Origin of the sequence: Psychrobacter sp. S1-30-MNA-CIBAN-0213, assembly GCF_040309845.1 — a bacterium.
Classification (GTDB): Bacteria; Pseudomonadota; Gammaproteobacteria; order Pseudomonadales; family Moraxellaceae; genus Psychrobacter.
On sequence record NZ_JBEOPE010000045.1, the window covers coordinates 1 to 293 of the forward strand.

Annotated in this window: 1 protein-coding gene; it reads right to left on the reverse strand. The window is 44.7% G+C overall.

The window, feature by feature from the left end:
* On the reverse strand, nt 1-293 hold a 293-nt coding region (locus AAEY87_RS13890), incomplete at both ends, for a transposase (protein WP_350657593.1).

The following is a 293-nucleotide window of genomic DNA, read 5'->3' on the forward strand; positions in this document are numbered from 1 at the left end:
GTGCCAGATAGATAGCCTTGTTGATAATCTGTTTATCTTGACGTATCTTCACGACAATACAGTCTAGATAGACGATAGGATAGACACTGCTTAACGGCCGGTTCTGCCAAGCGGTGATGTCCTCTAAGATGTTGTCAGTGACTCTTGAAACCAGGGTGCTTGAGATGTCGACATCGTAGAGCTCTTTGATACTCTCTACAATCTCAGTGGTGGTTTGACCCTTGGCGTAAAGGAATATGATCTTGTCATCAAGGCCGCTAATACGGGTTTGATGCTTACGTACTAAAGCAGGT